The organism is Flexivirga sp. (genome assembly GCF_051955415.1).
In the GTDB taxonomy this organism is placed as follows: domain Bacteria; phylum Actinomycetota; class Actinomycetes; order Actinomycetales; family Dermatophilaceae; genus Flexivirga.
Map to the genome: position 1 here is coordinate 1 of NZ_JBQCGS010000086.1, position 19,109 is coordinate 19,109.

Below are 19,109 nucleotides of genomic sequence, written 5' to 3' on the forward strand. Positions count from 1 at the left end.
CGGTCGGCCTGCGCCGGCCGCCCTCACCGCGCGGAGCTGGGACTCACCGAGCGGATAACTAAATCGGCTCGATTGCGTACTCCTCGCGGTCGCTGGGTGCTCCTCTCGGTCGGGCGGCGTCAGGCGTTGACGACCAGGCCGAGCTCGGCGACGTCCGCCAGACCCGCGTGGCGCGGCAGCACCCGCACGCTGTAGCCGAAGGCACCGGTGCGGTTGAGCGTCACGGCCCCCTCGAAGCGGGCCCGGCCGTCGCCGAGGTCCTCCACCGGGTAGAGCTCGGTGAGGTCGATGTCGTGCAGGTCGTCGGTGTCGGTCGCCCGGCCGTGCACCACCTGCACCAGCACCTGCTCGGGACGTAGCCCACCGAGGGCGACATACGCCCGCACGGTCAGCCGTTCGCCGAGCAGCGGGGTGTCGGTGACGCCGTCCGCCTCGACGTGCTCGATCTGCACGTTCTCGAACGCCTCGCGCGCCCGCGCACTGTATGCCGCCAGGTCCTTCGCGAGGCCGAAGTCGTCCGCGGCGGCGGCGCGTCCGGCGATCGCGGCCGGGGTGTAGAGCCTGGTGGTGTAATCACGGACCATCCGGGTGGCGAGCACCTTCGGACCCAGCACCGCCAGCGTGTGCTCGACCATCTCCAGCCACCGCTGCGGGACGCCCTGCGTGTCGGTGTCGTAGAAGCGGGCCGCGACCTGGTGCTCGATCAGGTCGTAGAGCGCGGCCGCCTCCAGGTCGTCCCGTCGCTCCGGGTCCATCCGTGAGCTGCCGGTGTCGTGCGCCGGGTCCGCGGAGGGAATGGCCCAGCCGTTGCTGCCGTCGAACCACTCGTCCCACCAGCCGTCCAGGATCGACAGGTTGAGGCCGCCGTTGAGCGCCGCCTTCATGCCGGAAGTGCCGGAGGCCTCGTAGGGCCGCAGCGGGTTGTTCAGCCACACGTCGACGCCGGGCATCAGCACCTGCGCCATCTGCATGTCGTAGTTGGGCAGGAAGACGATCCGGTGCCGCAGCTTGGGGTCGTCGGTGAACTGCACCATCTCCTGGATGAGCTTCTTGCCGGTCTCGTCGGCCGGGTGCGACTTGCCGGCGATCACCAGCTGCACGGGGCGTTCGGGGTCCAGCAGCAGCGTGGCCAGCCGCTCGGGGTCGCGCAGCATCAGCGTCAGTCGCTTGTATGTCGGCACCCGCCGCGCGAAACCGATGGTCAGCACGTCCGGGTCGAGCAGCGTCTCCACCCAACCCAGCTCGGCGTCGCTGGCACCGCGGAACTGCGCAGAGGCACGCACCCGCTCGCGCACGTCCAGCACCAGCTGTCGACGCAGCTCACGCTTGACGGCCCACAGCTCGGCACGCGGCACGCGGCCCACCCGGTCCCAACCGATCGCCTCGCGGACGTCGGTCTCACCGAGGTACTTGCGACCCAACTCGATGACCTTGGGATCCATCCAGGTCGGGGCGTGAACACCGTTGGTGATACTGGTGATCGGGACCTCAGCGTCGTCGAAACCGGGCCACAGCTGGTCGAACATCGAGCGACTGACCACGCCGTGCAACTGCGAGACGCCGTTGCTGCGCTGCGCCATCCGCAGGCCCAGCACCGCCATGTTGAAGATGCCGTCCTGGCCGCCCTCGTAGTCCTCGGCGCCCAGCGGCAGGATCTGCTCGACCGGCACCCCGGCCAGCTCGGCCGACCCGGTGAAGTGCGAGCGCACCAGCTGGGCGTCGAAGCGGTCGATGCCGGCCGGCACCGGGGTGTGGGTGGTGAAGACGTTGCTGGCCCGCACCGCGCGGCGGGCCTGGTCCACGTCGAGACCGCGGGAGGTGACCAGTTCGCTGATCCGTTCCATCGACAGGAAGCCGGCGTGACCCTCGTTGCAGTGATAGACCTCCGGCTCCGCGGCGCCGGTCAACCGGCTCCACGCACGCAGTGCGCGTACGCCGCCGATGCCCAGCAGCATCTCCTGCTGCAGTCGCTGGTCGCCGCCCCCGCCATACAGCCGGGAGGTGAGCTCGCGCGCGGACGGATCATTGGCCTCCACGTCCGAGTCCAGCAGCAGCAACGGGACCCGGCCGACCTGGGCGCGCCAGACCCGGGCGTGCAGGATGCGGTCCTCGGGCAGGGCGAGGGTGATGTCCACCGGAGTGCCGTCGGCCTCGCGCAGCAGGGTCAGCGGCAGATCGTCGGGGTCCAGCAGCGGGTAGGTCTCCAACTGCCAGCCGTCGGCGGACAACTTCTGACTGAAGTAGCCCTCCTTGTAGAACAGCCCGATGCCCACGATCGGCACGCCGAGATCGCTGGCCGACTTCAGGTGGTCACCGGCCAGGATGCCCAGGCCCCCGGAATACTGCGGCAGCACGTGGGTGATGCCGAACTCGGCGCTGAAGTAGGCGATGGACGCCGGCGCCTGCTGGTCCTGGCGTCCGCACTCCTGGCCGAACTCGTCGTACCAGGCGGGTGCGGTCAGGTATGTCGTCAGGCCGTCCGCCGCGGCGCGCACCCGGGCGACGAACTCGGCGTCGGCGGCCAGGGCGGCCAGCCGCTGCGGGCTCAGCCCGGCGAGCAGCGCGACCGGATCGCCGTGGACGCGTTCCCAGACGATCGGGTCCATGTCCCGGAACAGGTCACGGGTGCGGCGGTGCCACGACCAGCGCAGGTTGGTCGCGAGGTCCGACAACGGGGCCAGCTGCTCGGGCAGAGCGGTGCGGACGTTGAAACGACGAATGGCTCTCACGTCACCGATGGTAGGGGCGCACGCGCCGCATGCGAATTTCACTGCGCGGTGTTCCGGCCCTGCCGCGCGCCGGCCGGCGGTCACTGCGCGACAGGTGTCCGCAACGGCTGCCCATTGTGTAGCGTCGCTCAGGTGACTGATCAGCAGCCGGCCGCTGCAGTGCGGCCGACCTCCAGCCGAGCCACGGCGCCGTCGGGCGGTCCCCTCCGACCGGTCGGGCGCATCCCGGTCGTCGATGTGCGACCAGCCGTCGACGGCGGTGCGTTCGCCACCAAATCCGTTGTCGGTGAGAGCTTTCCGCTGACCGCGACGGTGTTCCGCGAGGGACACGACGCGGTGAACGCGACAGCAGCGCTGACCGACCCCGACGGCGGTGTGCATCACGTGCCGATGACGTGCACCAACCCCGGGCTGGATGCCTGGCGGTGCGAGGTGAGCGCCGACCGTCCCGGGGTGTGGTCCTACTGTGTCGAGGGCTGGTCGGATCCGTACGCCACCTGGACCCACGACGCCGTGATCAAGATCGCAGCCGAGGTCGACGTGGAGGTCATGCTCGAGGAGGGCGCCCGCCTGCTGGAGCGTGCGCTGCGCGAGGTGCGCCACGGCCGCGCCGACGCTGCGGTCCTGACGGCCGCGGTCACCGGGCTGCGCGACGGCGAGCAGCCGGCGGGCACGCGGATCTCGGCCGGCACCTCCGGCGAGGTCCGGCGAGTGATGGCGGCCGCACCCCTGCGCGACTGGGTCAGCCCGAGCGCGTCATACACCTGGTGGGTGGAGCGCGACCGGGCGCTCACCGGCGCCTGGTACGAGATCTTCCCGCGCAGCGAGGGCGCCCATCTGGACGAGAAGACCGGCACCTGGGTCTCCGGCACGCTGCGCACGGCCGCCGAGCGGCTGCCGGCGATCGCCGCGATGGGCTTCGACGTGGTCTACCTGACGCCGGTGCACCCGATCGGCCAGACCAACCGTAAGGGCCCCAACAACACCCTCACGGCCGGACCGGAGGACCCGGGGTCGCCCTACGCCATCGGCAGCGCGGACGGCGGCCACGATGCGATCCACCCCGATCTGGGCACTTTCGACGACTTCGACGCATTCGTCGCCGCCGCCACCGGGCAGGGCCTCGAGGTGGCACTCGACCTGGCGCTGCAGTGCTCCCCCGACCACCCCTGGGTCGCCGAGCACCCCGAGTGGTTCACCACGCGCGCCGACGGCTCGATCGCGTATGCCGAGAACCCGCCGAAGAAGTACCAGGACATCTATCCGGTCAACTTCGACAACGACCCCGACGGCATCTACGCCGAGGTCCGCCGGGTCGTCCAGGTGTGGATCGACCACGGCGTGCGCATCTTCCGCGTCGACAATCCGCACACGAAGCCGGTGGAGTTCTGGCAGTGGCTGATCGCCGATGTCGCCCGTGACCACCCCGACGTCGTGTGGCTGGCCGAGGCGTTCACCCGGCCCGCGATGATGGCGACGCTGGCGAAGGTCGGCTTCCAGCAGAGTTACACCTACTACGCGTGGCGCAACGGAGCCGCCGAACTACGCGAGTACGTCGAGGAACTCGCGCGCGACTCGGCGCCGTACATGCGGCCCAGCTTCTGGCCCACGACGCACGACATCCTCACGCCGTACATGCAGTACGGCGGCCCGACCGCGTGGAAGCTGCGCGCCGCGCTCGCGGCGACGCTGTCGCCGACCTATGGCATCTATGCCGGCTACGAGCTGATCGAGCACGTCGCCCGCCCGGGCGCCGAGGAACAGATCGACAACGAGAAGTACCAGTACAAGGACCGGCAGTGGTCGCGCTATGAGGCCGGCGGTGACCGTGAGGGACAGTCGCTCGCGCCGTTCCTGACCCGGCTCAACCGGATCCGGCACGACCACCCGGCGCTGCACTGGCTGCGCAACATCACCTTCCATCACGTCGACGACGAGCAGATGCTGGCCTACTCCAAGAAGCACGGCGACGACGTGATCATCGTGGTCGCCAACACCGACCCGCACGCCACCCGCGAGTCCACGGTGCGACTGGACATGGGTGCGCTGGGTATGTCGCCGGGGGACCGCTTCGTCGCCCATGACCTGCTCAGCGGCGCCGACTGGCAATGGGGTGCGGACAATTACGTCCGACTCGGCCCCGACACCGAACCACTGCACATCGTCCATCTCAGGAGGTTCTGATCCATCGTGCCCGCTACAGGTTTCAACCTCCCGCAACCCGGTCTGCGCCACGATCCGCAGTGGTTCCGCAAGGCGGTCTTCTACGAGGTGCTGGTGCGCGCCTTCGGCGACTCCACCGGCAACGGCTCGGGTGACTTCGGTGGCCTGATCAACCGGCTGGACTACCTGCAGTGGCTCGGTGTCGACTGCCTGTGGATCCCGCCCTTCTATGCCTCACCGCTGCGCGACGGCGGTTACGACATCGCCGACTACAAGGCGGTGCTGCCGGAGTTCGGGACGCTGCCGGAGTTCACCGAGTTGGTGTCCCAGGCACACGCCCGCGGCATACGCATCGTGACCGACCTGGTCGTCAACCACACCAGCGACCAGCACCCGTGGTTCCAGGCCTCGCGCTCCGATCCCGAGGGGCCCTACGGCGATTACTACATGTGGTCCGACACCGACGAGCTGTATGCCGACGCGCGCATCATCTTCGTCGACACCGAGGTGTCCAACTGGACCTTCGACCCGGTCCGCCGGGAGTTCTTCTGGCACCGCTTCTTCTCCCACCAGCCCGATCTCAACTTCGAGAACGAGAAGGTGCACGAGGAGATCTTCGACATCGTCCGCTTCTGGATGGACCTGGGCATCGACGGATTCCGGCTGGACGCGATCCCCTACCTCTACATCGAGGAGGGCCACAACGGCGAGAACCACCCCAAGACACATGAATTCATCGCCAAGCTGCGGGCGATGGTCGACGAGGAGTACCCCGGACGGATGCTGCTCGCCGAGGCGAACCAGATGCCCGACGAGGTGGTGGACTACTTCGGCACCGAGGAGCGACCCGAGTGCCACATGTGCTTCCACTTCCCGATCATGCCGCGGCTCTACTACGCGTTGCGGGACGAGAAGGCCACCCGCATCAACGAAGTGATGGAGGAGACGCCCGCCATACCGCGCGGTGCGCAGTGGGGCACTTTCCTGCGCAATCACGACGAGCTGACCCTGGAGATGGTGACGCCGGACGAGCGCGCCGCGATGTACGGCTGGTACGCCCCTGATCCGCGCATGCGCGCCAACGTCGGCATCCGTCGGCGACTGGCCACCCTGCTGGACAACTCACGTGCCGAGACCGAGCTGATCCACGCGCTGCTGCTGTCGCTGCCGGGCTCGCCGTGCCTCTACTACGGCGACGAGATCGGCATGGGCGACAACATCTGGCTGGCCGACCGCGACGCGGTGCGCACCCCGATGCAGTGGTCGCCGGACCGCAACGCCGGCTTCTCCACCTCCGACCCCGGCAAGCTCTACTTGCCGGTGATCTCCAGCCTCGTCTACCACTACAACAACGTGAACGTCGAGGCGCAGATGGAGTCGACCTCCTCGCTGCTGCACTGGGTGCGCGAGATGCTCGCCATCCGCAAGCAGTATCCCGTCTTCGGCATCGGCGACTACCGCGCCGTGGCGGCGGACAACGATGCGATCCTGGCGTTCACCCGCACCGTCCACGACGAGGACGACCCCGATGACGAGATCGAGACGCGCACGGTGCTGTGCGTCAACAACGTGTCCAGCCGGCCGCAGTCGGTGACGGTGTCCCTGCCGGAGCAGTTCGCCGGCGTGCGCGTGCGAGACCTGTTCGGCGGCGGGCACTTCCCGCCGGTCGCCGACGACGCGACCCTCACCCTGACCCTCGGCTCGCGCGACTTCTTCTGGCTCGCCCTGCAACTGCCGGTGAGGGACTGAGACGATGGCGATCCTCCACGCGGGCGCTTCACTGGTGCCGTCGAAACTCGAACTGCTCAGCGCCTGGATCGGCGAACGCCGTTGGTATGTCGGCAAGGGAAGCGACCCGCAACTGACCATGCTGGGCAGCTACCGCTTCGACGACCCGGCCGGCGAGGTAGGCGTCGAGGTCCACATCGTGCTCGACCAGTCCGGTCCGGCACCGGTGGTCTACCAGGCGCCGACGACCTACCGTTCCGCACCGCTGCCGGGTGCGGAGGCCGCCCTCGTCGGCGAGATGGAGCACTCGGCGCTGGGTCATCGGTGGGTCTACGACGGCTGCCACGACCCGGTCTTCGTGAACGCACTGCTGCGCACCATGATCACCGGCGGACAGCAGGCGGCGCTGGAGACGCACGACGTCGACAGCGGAGCGGTCGGTCAGCGGGAGTCGCCGGTCACGGTGCGCGGCAGCGGTTTTAGGCATGCCGCGGTGCCGCGGGTGCGCTCCGCGAAGGTTCTCTCCGGGGAGCAGTCCAACACCTCGATCATCGTGGAGTCCGACGAGGAACCGTTGATCATCAAGGTCTTCCGGGTGATCCACCCCGGGGACAACCCGGACGTCACCCTGCAGTCGGCGCTCAGCGAGGTCGGCAGCGAACGCGTGCCGCAGATGGTCGCCTCGCTGCGTGGTGACTGGCCGCTCGCCGACGGCAGCCGCGCGCAGGGCGATCTGGCCTTCGCCCAGGAGTTCCTGCCCGGCGTGCGGGACGCCTGGCGCGTGGCCGTGGAGGCGGCCGCCGAGAACGAGTCGTTCGCCGCGTCGGCCTACGCGCTGGGCGCGGCGACCGCCGAGGTGCACCACCAGCTCGCCGAGGTCATGCCGGTCGCGCCGAGCGGCCCGGAGTCGGTCGCCCGGCAGCTCGACGCCATCCGGCGGCGGTTCGCCGTCGCCGCCGAAGCAGTACCCGAGCTGCATCACCGGCAAGCCGAGTTCGACGCCCTGCTCGAGTCCGCGGCCGAAGCCGATTGGCCTGCGCTGCAACGCATCCACGGCGACCTGCACCTGGGTCAGGCGCTCGACGCACCCGAGCGCGGCTGGATCTTGCTCGACTTCGAGGGCGAGCCGCTGCGGCCACTGGCCGAACGCAACGAACCCGATGTGCCGTTGCGCGACATCGCCGGCATGTTGCGGTCCTTCGACTATGCGGCCGGATCGGTGGAGCACCACCAGCCGGGCACCGACCGCCGTGACTGGGCCACTCAGGCCCGCACCGCGTTCCTGGACGGGTATGCCGCCCAGAGCGGTGTCGACCTGGCGTCATACCGCCGGCTGATCGAGCTGTTCGAGATCGACAAGGCCGGGTACGAAGTGGTCTACGAGGTCCGCAACCGGCCGGACTGGCTCGACATCCCCCGCAGCGCGATCCTGCGACTACTGCCGACGAGGAGAAGCGACGTCATGACCGATGACCGAGGCGCCACTGAGGGCACCGGCACACAGGACACCGCCCTACGTCGCGAGGTCGCCGACGAACTGCTGGCCGGCCGCTACGGTGACCCGCACCGCCTGCTCGGCCCGCACACCGGCGAATCCAGCGCACTGGTCAGGGTTTTCCGTCCCTTGGCCCGCACCGTCCAGATCCAGACACCGGACGGGACCCGCACCGACCTGCAGCATGACTACGAAGGGCTGTGGAGCGGCGCGCTGCCGACCGCGGAGGTGCCCGACTACCGCGTGGTGACGACGTACGACGACGGTGTCGAGCACGTCAGCGACGACCCCTACCGTTTCCTGCCGACCCTCGGCGAGATCGACCTGCACCTGATCGGCGAAGGGCGGCACGAGCAGCTGTGGACCGTGCTCGGCTCGCACCTGCATCGCTACGACAGTCCGCAGGGCGCGGTCGAGGGCACCTCGTTCGCGGTGTGGGCACCCAACGCGCGTGGCGTGCGTCTGGTCGGCGACTTCAACACCTGGAACGCGCAGGCCCATCCGATGCGACGGCTCAGCGGCGGCGTCTGGGAGTTGTTCGTGCCGGGCGTCGGCGCCGGAACCCGCTACAAATACGACATTCTCGGACCGGACGGCATCTGGCGGGAGAAGGCTGACCCGTTGGCGCGACAGGCGGAGACCGCGCCAGCCACCGCATCGGTCGTCACGACGTCGAGCTACGAGTGGGGTGATGGCGCGTGGTTGCAGCAGCGCGCCGAGAGCGCCGCGCACCAGCGCCCGATGAGCATCTACGAGGTCCACCCGATGTCCTGGCGACAGGGCAAGTCGTGGCGCGAGCTGGCGGACGAACTCGTCTCCTACGTCAGCGAGCTCGGCTTCACGCACGTGGAGTTCATGCCGGTGATGGAACACCCCTATCCCCCGTCCTGGGGCTACCACGTCACCGGCTACTACGCACCCAACTCCCGGCTCGGCCACCCGGACGACTTCCGGTTCCTGGTGGACCGACTGCACCAGGCGGGCATCGGCGTCATCCTGGACTGGGTGCCGGGCCACTTCGCCACCGACGAGTGGGCGCTGGCGCGCTTCGACGGCACGGCGCTCTACGAGCACCCCGACCCGCGTCGGGGCTGGCATCCCGAATGGGGCTCGTACATCTTCGATTTCGGGCGTCCTCAGGTGCGCAACTTCCTGGTCGCCAACGCCGTCTACTGGATGCAGGAGTTCCATGCCGACGGCCTACGGGTGGACGGCGTCGCGTCGATGCTCTACCTCGACTATTCGCGCAACGACGGCGAGTGGCTGCCCAACAAACACGGCGGCCGGGAGAACCTCGAAGCGGTGCAGTTGTTGCAGGAGACCAACGCCACGTCATACCGCCGGATGCCCGGCACGGTGATGATCGCCGAGGAGTCCACGTCCTGGCCGGGAGTCACCAGGCCGACCAGCCACGACGGCCTCGGGTTCGGTTTCAAATGGAACATGGGGTGGATGCACGACTCGCTGGACTACGTGGCACAGCAACCGATCTATCGCCGTTACCACCACAACCGGATGACGTTCTCGCTCGTCTATGCGTGGGACGAGCAGTTCGTGCTGCCGATCAGCCACGACGAGGTGGTGCACGGCAAGGGATCGCTGCTGCGCAAGATGCCCGGCGACCGGTGGGAGCAACTCGCCGGCGTGCGCGCGTTCCTGGCCAACATGTGGAGCCATCCCGGCAAGCAACTGCTCTTCATGGGTTGCGAGTTCGGTCAGGAGTCGGAGTGGGCCGACGGACGCAGCCTGGACTGGTGGCTGCTGGACCACCCCGAGCACCTGGGTGTCGCGCACCTGGTGTCGGACCTCAACCGGTTCTACAAGGAACACCCGGCGCTCTGGCAGCTCGATCACGACCCGCATGGTTTCCAGTGGATCGACGCCAACGCAGCCGATGCAAACCTGTTCTCCTACCTGCGTTTCGACAGCTCCGAGCACGACGGCGACGTGGTCGCGGCGGTGCTCAACTTCAGCGGCGTGGAAGCCCGTGACGTGCGGGTCGGGCTGCCCCGCGAAGGCCGTTGGACGGAGCTGGTCAACACCGACGCCGAGCGGTACGGCGGCGCCAACCGCGGCAATCTCGGCGGCGTGGATGCGTCGGGCACACCGGCCGATGGCCAGCCGTACTCCGCGCTGGTCACCATCCCGCCGTTGTCGGCGATCTGGCTGACGCCTGAGACGACGGCGGCCTCGACGACGGCGGCCGAGGCCGACTGAGCAGATCAGGAGTATGCCCATCGCGCGCGATACACCGCGATCGGCATACTGCTGGCGTCTCGCGGGATCAGGAGTATGCCCAGCGCGCGGCATACACCGCGATCGGCATACTCCCGGCGTCTGGCCCGCCGCACGCGCGCGAAAGCGCCACCCGGACGAACCGGGTGGCGCCTTCTCGTCGCTGCGGCAGTGTCAGTACTTGCGCAGCGCCTTGACGAAGTCCTTCGTCGAACTCGGCACGCCGAAACCGGTCAGGTTGTCGTACCCGCGCTCCGACACCAGTGTCTGGTTCTGGACCTGCTGGGAATTGATGCCGACCGTCGCGATCGTGCCCGACGTCTTGTACTCGAACCCGTGCTTCAGGGCGTTGCCCTTCACGTCGGTCAGGCCGGCGTGGCCCTTGGCGTAGATCGCCGGGTTGAGGAAGCCGACCCGCTTCCCCACGAGGGCCAGGGTGCCCGCGGTCCACGGGGACGACCAGCTCGTGCCACCGATCTTCTGCAGCACGAAGTTGTTGCCGGCGTCGCCGTCGTGGTAGCCGATCAGGTAACCGGTGTAGGGGTCACCGGCACCTGCCATGTCCGGGTAGGCCCGGTGCGGGTCGACACCGGTGAAGCGGGTCGGCACGACACCCTGCTGGTAGTAGGGCTCCGCGTGGTACTGGCTCACGCCACCACCACCGCCGTAGCGGTACTGCCAGCCGCTCCAGGCGTCGTCCTGCCGCAGGTTGTATGACGTGTTCCACGCCTGCTCGAAGGAGACCTTCGAACCCTTGGCATTGCCGGTGGCCAGCGAGGTGCCGCCGACCGCGGTCACCCACGGGTTGGCCGCCGGGTAGTCCGGCGAGGGCGGCGTCGTGCTCTGGTCACCGTTGGTGTTGTCGCCGTAGTCGCCGGAGGAGAACAGCACCGAGATGCCCTGTGCCGCCGCCTGGATGAAGATGGCCGAGTAGGCGTCGTTGGTGGCCGGGTCGTCGACCTCGCCTCCACCCCACGAGTTGGTGAACGAGTCGACCAGGTTGTCGTCGATCAGCTTGTGCATCGAGGTCATCAGGGCGTCGTCGAAGGGACGGGACGCCGCGGAGTAGATGATCTTCGCGTCGGGGGCGGCACCGTGGATGGACTGCACGTCGAGCGCCTGCTCGCCGTTGACACCACCGGAACCTTGGTCGTCGCAGTAGAGGGGGTCGTAGCCGGCGTCGGGCTCGATCACCGTCAGCTGGTTCTTCTTTAGCGGCTGGAAGCCGAGGTTCTTGGCCCAGGTGTTGGTGTCGGCTTCAATGCGAGGGTCGTTGCACCACAACGTGATGCCGACCGTCATACCCTTGCCGGTGTCCTTCGCTTTCATGCCGCGAGCCGCCCGCATCTGCTGCGGGGTGTATCCGCACAGGCTGCCCGGCTGGACGCCCTTCAGCGGGGACGCGGCCTTCGGGGCGTAGGGCAGGTGGTACTGCCCGTAGTACGACGAGCAGGCATCGCTGGCGCCCGACTTCGCCGCCGGCGCGGCACCGAGCGCGGAGAGGGTCTTGGCCGACTTGTGCCGCTGCGCGGACGCCTCGTTGGTGCGGACGTTGGTGGTGTGCAGCATGCGCGAGTGGTCCAGCCCGACCACGCCGCCCACGACACCGGCCACGCTGCTGGGCATTGTCACGGCTTTGGCCGGCGCCGAGAAGGTGCGGCCGCTCTTGGTGTACTTCTGCATCTTCGTGCCGAACGCCTTGTTGACCTGCGCGACCGTGCCGCTGACCGGAACGTAGCTGCGGCTCTTGGAGACCGCACCGGTCTTCAGGCCCTGGCTGTGCAGCCAGGCGACGGCCTTGTCCACATCGGACTTCGACGCGGCGAACCGCTTGGTGAACTGAGCCGGGGACAGGAACTTGCCGTGCTGCGGGCTCGAGGGGTCCGACACGGCCTTGACGAACGCTTCGGCGCCAGCCGCGTCACGCAACTTGAACGTGACGATGAAGTGCTCGGTGGTGCCGGTCGACGCCGCACCGAGGGATCGCCCCGGTGACTGCACGCTGTGTGCCACGACTTTGCGGTGGTCGTTGTGCGTGTTGCCTGCTGCGAACGCCGGACCGCCGACTGCGCCTGCGGCGAGGGTGACGGCGCCGAGCAGAGCGATGTGTGAGCGCATATAGCTTCCCTTCATAAAACGTGGATATTTCGAAACTAGCGACCTGCGGGAGGCGGCGGGGCGATCGCGGTCAACCGGTTGTCCAGCACCCGGTCCGTCGCTCGGGTCGTATGCCGATGTCGCGATCCGGCCCGCCGTGGCAGGCTGGTCCCATGAGCGCGCCCCGAGCCGGACAACCTGCAACCGCCAGCGACCTGGTCGACGTGCCGCACCTGGTCACCAGTTACTACGAGATCGAACCCGACCCGGAAAACATCGACCAGCAGGTTGTTTTCGGCACCTCGGGACATCGCGGTTCGTCACTGAAGGCGGCCTTCAACGAGTCACACATCCTGGCCACCACGCAGGCGATCGTGGACTACCGGCGCGCACAGGGGTATGACGGGCCGCTCTTCATCGGCCGGGACACGCACGCCCTGTCCGAGCCCGCGTGGGCCTCCGCACTGGAAGTGCTTGCCGCGAACGACGTGCAGGTGCTCGTCGACAGTGCCGACGGCTACACCCCGACGCCGGCCGTCTCGCACGCGATCCTGCGGGCCAACGACGGACGGACGACGGGCGCCGGACTGGCCGACGGCATCGTCGTCACCCCGTCCCACAACCCCCCGTCGGACGGCGGTTTCAAGTACAACCCGCCGCACGGCGGTCCTGCGGACAGTGACGCCACCAAGGTCATCGCCGCAGCGGCCAACGACTATCTACGTGCCGGGCTGGACGGCGTCGCCCGCATCCCCTTCGGTCGGGCGCGCGCGGCGGCCTCGCCATACGACTTCCTGGGCACGTATGTCGACGACCTGCCGAACGTCATCGATCTCGACGCCATCACGTCGGCCGGCGTCCGCATCGGTGCCGACCCGCTCGGCGGCGCCTCGGTGGCCTACTGGGCGGCGATCGCCGACCGCTTCGGCATCGACCTCACCGTCGTCAACCCGTTGGTGGATCCGACCTGGCGTTTCATGACCCTGGACTGGGACGAGAAGATCCGGATGGACTGCTCGTCCCCGCACGCCATGGCGTCCCTGATCGGCAAGCGCGACGACTTCGACATCGCCACCGGCAACGACGCCGACTCCGACCGGCACGGCATCGTGACGCCGGACGGCGGACTGATGAACCCGAATCACTATCTGTCGGTGGCCATCCACTACCTGTACGGCGGTGCCCGTCCGGGCTGGTCCTCGGACCGGGTCGGCAAGACGTTGGTGTCCTCGTCGATGATCGACCGCGTCGTTGCCTCCCTGGGTGCCCGGTTGTGGGAGGTCCCGGTCGGGTTCAAGTGGTTCGTGCCCGGATTGCTCGACGGCAGTGTGGGTTTCGGCGGCGAGGAGTCGGCCGGGGCATCCTTCCTGCGCACGAACGGGTCGGTGTGGACGACCGACAAGGACGGCATCGCGCTCGCGCTGCTCGCCTCGGAGATCCTGGCACGCACCGACCGGACACCGAGTCAGCATTACGCCGAACTCGCCCGCCAGCACGGCGATCCGGCATACGCGCGCATCGACGCGCCCGCCGATCGGGAGCAGAAGGCCAAGCTCGCCGCACTCTCCCCCGACGACGTCACGTCAACCTCACTGGCCGGGCAGCCGATCACCGCGAAGCTGACCCGCGCGCCAGGCAACGATGCTCCCGTCGGCGGGCTGAAGGTGACGACCGAGGACGCGTGGTTCGCGGCCCGTCCGTCGGGCACCGAGGACGTCTACAAGATCTATGCCGAGTCGTTCCAGGGTCCGGAGCATCTCGCCCGGGTGCAGGCGGAGGCGAAGGACATCGTCGCCGCCGCACTGGGCGGTTGACGACCGTCGAAAGGAAGCCCGTCCGGCAAGCCGCCGCGCGACCCAGCACCGAGTGACGCAATTGGCATCGAGTGTGTGAATGCGTCACTCGGCGGTCAATGCGTCAGTCGGCGAAGTAGGGCGCGGCGCCCTCCGCTGCCGCGATGTGCACCTCGCGGGCGTGCCGGAAGCCGATGTCCGGATCTGACCGGCCGCCTCAGCCGAGGATCTGCTCCTCGTCCTTGGCCCACAGGCCGGTCAGGCCGCGGAAGTGCCCGAGGAAGCGCTCGTGCTCGTATTCCGGATAGGTCGATGTGACCGTCTCGACCAGCAGCCGGTCGAAGTCGTCGGACAACACCCAGTCGAGCACCATCTCGTCGACGTGCCCGAGGGCGGTGTCGACGAATTCGCGGTATCGCTCGGTCTCGAAGTAGGCATCCGAAAGGCGTTGGTAAGCGGTCAGTTTCGCCTGGTAGTCGTCGTCGCGATCGGCGACCTCGAACCACGGACCGGTGTCCACCTGCGTGTGCCCCTTGCGGCCGGTGACGACGCAGTAGATGGACCACTTCAGCAACGACTTGATCGCCCAGGGGAAGTAGTAGTGCAACGACGTCACGGCGACGTCCGGGCAGGCGTTCGCGTAGTCGATCGGGTAGACGACGCCGTCCTTGATCAGCATCTCGCAACTGTTGAACTCCCAGCGGAAGAAGGCGTTCACGGTCTGCGCGATGGTGCTGGTCTCGGCACCGATCTGCGGGGTGAGGAAGTCGTAGGCGACCTCGTAGCGATCGTGCATCGGCTCGTCCGGGCGGAACTTCATCACCATGGTCTCCGGGCCGATGGTCAGCGCCCGGGCGAACACCTCGAAACCGTCCACCGCACGCTGCAGATGCATCAGCATTTCGCCGGATTCGTCGTAACTACGCCGTAATTCGTCCTCGTTGCGGATCATCGACACCCCGCGCCACGCGCCGCCGTCGAACGGCTTCATGAACATCGGGTAGCCCAGCTCGGCCGCCACCGACGGCAGGTCGAAGGACCGGTTGTACTTCGCGGACGTGTAGGCCCAGCGCACGTTGTCGATCGGGTTCTTGTAGGGGACGAGCACCGTCTCGGGCACGTGCATGCCCAGCCGCATGAGCGCGCAGTATGCCGAGTGCTTCTCCATCGACTGGAAGGTGAACGGCGAGTTGAGCAGATAGACGTCGTCCATCAGCGCGGCCTTCTTCAACCATTCGCGCGGGTGGTAGTACCAGTGCGCGAGCCGGTCGATCACCAGGTCGGTGCGTGGCTTGTCGCGCAGGTTGAACGGTTCGATCGTCATCCGTTCGGTCCGTATGTTGTGCCGCGAACCGTCCGGCGACGTGATCGGTCCGACCCGGCGCACGAGTTCCTCGAAGGCACGGGGCCAGTCCTCCTCGGCACCCAGCAACAGGCCGATCAGGTGTTCGCTCATCGTGCGCTCCCTTCCGTCGAGCTGACTGTCAGTGGACTCGGACCGTCAACAGAACCTCGGTAGATGGTGTGCCAGCTGCTTGCACCACCATGGCCAGTCGTGTGCGCTGTCGTGCCCCCACACATCGAGCTGATGCGGAATCCCCTTCTCCGCCAGCAGCTGCGCGAACGCGGTCGTCGACGGGAGCGCCTGTGTCGGCGAGACCTCGAACGGCCCCTCCCCCACGACCAGCAGCACACTGGCGGCGCTGCGCAGCCAGTCGAGGTGGTCACCGTGCAGGCCCGCGACATACGCCATCGGGTTGGCGAAATAGGTCGCGTCGCCGGTCTCCCCGTGCCCGTGCCACGACGTGACGTCGTAGCTGCCGGACAGGCCGATCGCCAGCGGCGCCTGATGCGCGTGGGTGAGGGTGAAATGCACCGCGTGGTAGGCGCCCATCGAGACGCCGAGGGTGATCAGTGGCCGCTCACCGCCGACCTGAGCGGCGATCCAGGGCAGCGCCGCGGCCTCCAGCCACCGCGTGTAGGCGTGCTGTCGGTTGGCGCGCTCCTCGGTGGTGGCGACGTTGTCGGACCAGGTCCACCGGTCGGCGGAGTCGACGCAGAAGAATGACACCCGGCCGGCGTCCACCAGCCCCTGAACGGCCTCGACCATGCCGTGCGCGGCGAAGTCCTCGGCGCGACCGGCCTCGCTGGGGAACACCAGGACCGGGCGTCCCCAGTGGCCGTGACGGATCACGCCCAGCGACACGTCCGCCCCGGGGACCGGCAACTCGACACGTTCACCCACCCGCTCATCCTGACGCACGCGCGGCGAAGTGCAAGAGGTTCGGCGGAATGAGTTTCCAGGGCGACCGGGCCCCGGGGCACCATCCAGTCACCGGGAAGCGCTGCGCGACAACGCGGCGGCAGGGCACAACCGGATCAGCGCGGTCGCTGCCTCGGCGTCCGTGATGATCTCGGACGGGATCGGATAACCCCACTCGTCCAACGGCACGCGTTGCGGATCCAGCGCATGACAGACGCCGTGCGCGCTGCAGGCGATGCGGTCCACCCGCACCCCTGTCTCGCTCCTCGGGTCAGCTGGCATACGCGTGTCCGTCGTCGTCGGTGTCGTACTCAGGCTCCGCATGGCGATCGAGCTCGGCCGAGCAACAACCGGACAGATGCGCGTCCAGCTCAGCGCCGAAGACGCGGAGCGCGCCGGCGAGGTGTTGGGCAACACCGTCGGGGAAGCGGCAGGCTCCGCGGCCGGGCAACAGCGCCAGCCGCCGTTGCAGCCTGGCCAGACTGCGACGATCGCCGCCAGCCACGGACGCGAAGTCGGAAGCGATGGCCGGGACGCCGAACATGCAGGGACCGCACTGTCCGGCGCTTTCCGAGGCCGCCCTCTCGAGCGTGCGGGTGACCTGCTCGAGCGGGCACACATCACGGCCGAGCACTCGGAGCACGCCACTGCCGGTCGTACACCCGTATGCCGTCAATGCCGCTGTCTCCCAGGGCAATCGCGAAATCTCCGGCGCACTGAGGTACCCACCGCTGAGACCGCCGACGTTCACCGCGCAGTACGGCGCCGCGTCGGCGATCCGCAGCAGGTGCGACAACGGAGTGCCGGCCTCCGTCTCCACGATCCCCGGATGCCGGACTGCGCCGGCGACCGTGACCAGTCGCGGTCCAGGTTCTGCCGGTGTGCCGAACGAACGGAACCACTGCGGCCCGTTGTGCAGGATCTGCGCGATGCGCCATACGGTCTCGGCGTTGAGAACGAGGGTCGGACGCAGTCGCCGCCCGTTCGCGTCGCGTCCGCCGAAGACGAGCGGCCGGCTCCGGGTGACGGGCCGGGCGTCGTTGCCGTGCGCGAAGGCGACGAGCGCGGACTCCTCGGACGCGACGTACCGGTCGGGGATCTCCAGCACCGGCAGACCGGCGTCGCTCAACTGGTCGAGGGTCGCGCTGCCCCGGCGGGCGGCGAACGACACCGTGGGGCTGACCGCCCGTGCGCCCTCGATCAGTTCGGCCAGGTGACGCGACACGACGAACCAGTCCTTGGCAGCGTCGAGTTCGCCGTCGCACGCATTCACGATCAGCGCGGCGTTGTTCTCCCGCGCCGCGGCGAGCTTCTGCGCGGTCGGGAAGGCTGCGCCACCGCGGCCGGTCAGACCGGCCTCGGCGACCGCGTGTTCCAGTGTGGTGCTCATACCCATCCCCTCCGAGCGATACGCCGGCGTGCAGCGTCCGAATGCGGTGCGAACACACGCCATCCGACACATGCGACGCCGAGCAGGGCGCAACCGACCGTGATCCCGCGCAACAACGGCTCGTCAGCGGTGCCCGACGCGTAACTGTGCACGACTGCCAGCGGCCAGCACGCGTATGACGTCAGATGCACCCACCGCCAGGTCCGCCGCGTGATCCGGTCGCGCAGCAACGACGTCGCCAGCACCGCGAGCGCGATGTCGAGTGCCACGGTGCCGAACGCGGTCCACGTCCGTTCGTAGCCGGACGTGAACGGCAGCACGGTGGCCACCCAGCCGACATGCACGTAATCGTCCAGGACGGCACTGAGGACGTGCACGACGAGGAACACCGTCGAGCCCAGCGCAAGGCTGCGATGGACGCCCATCGCAACCGCCTGGCCACCCGGACCGAGTCTGCGCTGACCGGACAGCAGCATGCCGAGCACCAACACGAGGGTGAAGAGCACGAGTGCGGCCACGCCCGTGGCCCGCGAGAGGTACCAGAGGATCATCAGGCGACCGCCCGCTCCGGCCAGCCGGGCGTATGGCGCCGCGATCCGTCCGGCGCGACCAGCAGTGCGGGCAGGCCGCGCGCCGTCAACCAGGACGGCGCGTCGGCACCCAGCACCACGGCGGCGGTGGAGGCCGAATTCGCTTCCAGCGCAGAGCTTCCCGCGACGGTCACCTGCTGCCACACGGTGGGCGCCGGCGCGAGGGTGCGCGGGTCGAGGATGTGATGTCGCTGCACGCCACCGCTGCACCAGGTGCGCAGCGCCGTCGATGAGGTGGCGAACGCCGTTCCTTCCCCGAGGACCGTCTGCAACATCTCACCGGCGGCAGCTTGGACACCGATCCGCCAGCCCTGATCCGGCAACGGACCGGCCGTCGCGATGTCGCCGCCCAGGTCGACCAGCACCCCGCTACCGGTCTCGGTGTGGATGCGTGCCGCGATGCGGTCGGCGAGCAGGGCCTTGGCCGATGCACCGAAGTCGAGCTCGCAGCCCGGAGGAAGCGCGAGCAGGTGCAGACTCGCGTCATACCTGATCGACCGCCAGGTGGGGATGGACGGACACGGCCGCACGCTGCTGTCACCACGGGCGCGCACCTCGTCCAGGTCCGCGTCGTAGCCGAGCGCCGCCAGTGCCGCACCGACGGTGGGATCGACCAGTCCGTCGGT

The 19,109-nt window shown here is 68.5% G+C and carries 12 protein-coding genes; 4 read left to right on the forward strand and 8 right to left on the reverse strand.

The window, feature by feature from the left end:
• Positions 1–119: 119 nt before the first annotated feature.
• Positions 120–2,729 carry an alpha-glucan family phosphorylase gene (glgP, locus tag ACTHL4_RS14705; protein WP_440283512.1) on the reverse strand — a complete coding sequence of 870 codons (2,610 nt, stop codon included), beginning with the start codon at positions 2,727–2,729 and terminating at the stop codon, positions 120–122.
• Positions 2,730–2,861: 132 nt separating this feature from the next.
• Here glgP and ACTHL4_RS14710 point away from each other — a divergent pair, with 132 nt between their 5' ends.
• Genes ACTHL4_RS14710 through glgB form a run of 3 tightly spaced genes read left to right on the forward strand, consistent with a single transcriptional unit; the run spans position 2,862 to position 10,332 of the window.
• On the forward strand, positions 2,862–4,913 hold the full coding sequence (locus tag ACTHL4_RS14710; RefSeq protein ID WP_440283513.1) for an alpha-1,4-glucan--maltose-1-phosphate maltosyltransferase: 2,052 nt from the start codon (positions 2,862–2,864) through the stop codon (positions 4,911–4,913).
• Positions 4,914–4,919: 6 nt separating this feature from the next.
• Positions 4,920–6,641, forward strand: a complete 1,722-nt coding sequence (gene treS / locus ACTHL4_RS14715) for a maltose alpha-D-glucosyltransferase (RefSeq protein ID WP_440283514.1) — start codon at positions 4,920–4,922, stop codon at positions 6,639–6,641.
• A gap of 4 nt (positions 6,642–6,645) precedes the next feature.
• A complete protein-coding gene (gene glgB, locus ACTHL4_RS14720; protein ID WP_440283515.1) occupies positions 6,646–10,332 on the forward strand; it encodes a 1,4-alpha-glucan branching protein GlgB in 3,687 nt (1,228 codons plus the stop codon).
• Between the two features lie 192 nt (positions 10,333–10,524).
• Here the strand turns inward: glgB and ACTHL4_RS14725 are convergent, their stop codons facing one another.
• Positions 10,525–12,483, reverse strand: coding sequence for a S53 family peptidase (locus tag ACTHL4_RS14725; protein ID WP_440283516.1), 1,959 nt, complete (start codon positions 12,481–12,483; stop codon positions 10,525–10,527).
• A gap of 137 nt (positions 12,484–12,620) precedes the next feature.
• Between ACTHL4_RS14725 and pgm the strand changes: the two genes are divergently transcribed.
• On the forward strand, positions 12,621–14,261 hold the full coding sequence (gene pgm, locus ACTHL4_RS14730; protein WP_440283517.1) for a phosphoglucomutase (alpha-D-glucose-1,6-bisphosphate-dependent): 1,641 nt from the start codon (positions 12,621–12,623) through the stop codon (positions 14,259–14,261).
• Between the two features lie 196 nt (positions 14,262–14,457).
• Here pgm and ACTHL4_RS14735 read toward each other — a convergent pair whose 3' ends face one another.
• The 6 genes from ACTHL4_RS14735 to ACTHL4_RS14760 form a co-directional block, all read right to left on the reverse strand.
• Complete coding sequence (locus ACTHL4_RS14735) at positions 14,458–15,696, reverse strand: ATP-grasp domain-containing protein (protein ID WP_440283518.1); 1,239 nt, start codon at positions 15,694–15,696, stop codon at positions 14,458–14,460.
• A gap of 45 nt (positions 15,697–15,741) precedes the next feature.
• Complete coding sequence (locus ACTHL4_RS14740; protein WP_440283519.1) at positions 15,742–16,485, reverse strand: esterase family protein; 744 nt, start codon at positions 16,483–16,485, stop codon at positions 15,742–15,744.
• An 87-nt stretch (positions 16,486–16,572) separates the two neighbouring features.
• Positions 16,573–16,785: a ferredoxin gene (locus tag ACTHL4_RS14745; protein ID WP_440283520.1), complete on the reverse strand. Its 213-nt coding sequence runs from the start codon at positions 16,783–16,785 to the stop codon at positions 16,573–16,575.
• Positions 16,775–17,893, reverse strand: a complete 1,119-nt coding sequence (locus tag ACTHL4_RS14750; RefSeq protein ID WP_440283521.1) for an NADH-ubiquinone oxidoreductase-F iron-sulfur binding region domain-containing protein — start codon at positions 17,891–17,893, stop codon at positions 16,775–16,777. Before ACTHL4_RS14750 ends, ACTHL4_RS14745 begins: the two co-directional genes overlap by 11 nt.
• The gene (locus ACTHL4_RS14755) at positions 17,890–18,444 is read right to left on the reverse strand and encodes a ferric reductase-like transmembrane domain-containing protein (protein ID WP_440283522.1); all 555 of its coding nucleotides are present in this window, start codon (positions 18,442–18,444) and stop codon (positions 17,890–17,892) included. Before ACTHL4_RS14755 ends, ACTHL4_RS14750 begins: the two co-directional genes overlap by 4 nt.
• Positions 18,444–19,109 (reverse strand): FAD:protein FMN transferase (locus ACTHL4_RS14760; protein ID WP_440283523.1); only part of this gene is annotated, 666 nt, incomplete at its 5' end. The genes ACTHL4_RS14760 and ACTHL4_RS14755, both read right to left, overlap by 1 nt.